The 1,101-nt window shown below is 67.1% G+C and carries 1 protein-coding gene; it reads left to right on the forward strand.

Annotation, left to right across the window (positions count from 1 at the left end; all coding sequences use genetic code 11):
- Positions 1-1,066: IS3 family transposase (locus ACFYXB_RS46015; RefSeq protein WP_389591483.1), on the forward strand; the 1,066-nt coding region annotated here is incomplete at its 5' end.
- Positions 1,067-1,101 lie beyond the last annotated feature (35 nt).

Raw genomic sequence — 1,101 nt, forward strand, 5'->3', positions numbered from 1 at the left:
CTTCCGCGCTCTTGGAAATGATCTCCGAGGGCGCGGACTGACGCGCGCTGCCGACCCGGTCGTGGACGATGCCTTTGCCGGCGTCGAGCGCGCACTGGGCATCACCGCCGCGTGCCGGCTGACCGGCCGCTCGCGGGCCACCCACTACCGCAGGCTGCGGCCCCCAACGGAGCGAAAAGCCAGGAAACCGCACGTCCAGCCCTCGGCTCTGACGGCCGAAGAGCGAGCCACGGTACTGGAGTTGATGAACTGCGACGAATACGCCGAACTCCCGCCCGCCCAGATCTGGGCCCGCGAGCTGGATGCCGGGCGCTACCACTGCTCCATCTCCACGATGTACCGGATCCTGCGCGAGAAGGGCCAGTCCGGGGAGCGCCGAAGGCAGGCCACCCACCCCGCCAAGACGGTGCCCGAACTGGTGGCCACCGCCCCGTCGCAGGTGTTCACCTGGGACATCACCAAGGCGGCCGGACCGGCCAGGGGCATCTGGTATCACGCCTACGTCATCATCGACATCTTCAGCCGCTACATCGTCGGCCACACCGTTGAACTCGCCGAATCGGCCGAGCGGGCCGAGGAGTTGATCCGCGAGACCATCGACCGCAACGGGATCGTGCCCGAGACGGTGCACGCGGACCGCGGCACCTCGATGACGAGCAAGAAGGTCTCCCAGCTGCTGATCGATCTCGGGGTGACAAGGTCGCACTCGCGGCCGAAGGTCTCCAACGACAACCCCTACAGCGAGGCCCAGTTCAAGACCACGAAATACATGTCGGACTATCCCGAACGCTTCGACTCGCTGGCCCACGCCCGCGAGTGGTTCGACGCGTTCATCGCGTACTACAACCATGAGCACCGGCACTCGGGCATCGGCTGGCACACACCCGCCTCCGTCCACTTCGGGACCGCCGAGGAGGTCCGCGACCAGCGGGCCGTCACCCTCGCCGAGGCATACGCCCGCCACCCCGAACGCTTCGGCCGCCGCCCCCGACCACCCGAGATACCCCAGACCGCCTGGATCAACGACCCAGCCAAGCGCCGCGAACCCGCACCACAAACCTCATAGCGTCACGACCGTCTCACTGGACTTGAAATCTTCCG

The sequence above is a fragment of the Streptomyces sp. NPDC002619 genome, from assembly GCF_042889305.1.
In the GTDB taxonomy this organism is placed as follows: Bacteria; Actinomycetota; Actinomycetes; order Streptomycetales; family Streptomycetaceae; genus Streptomyces.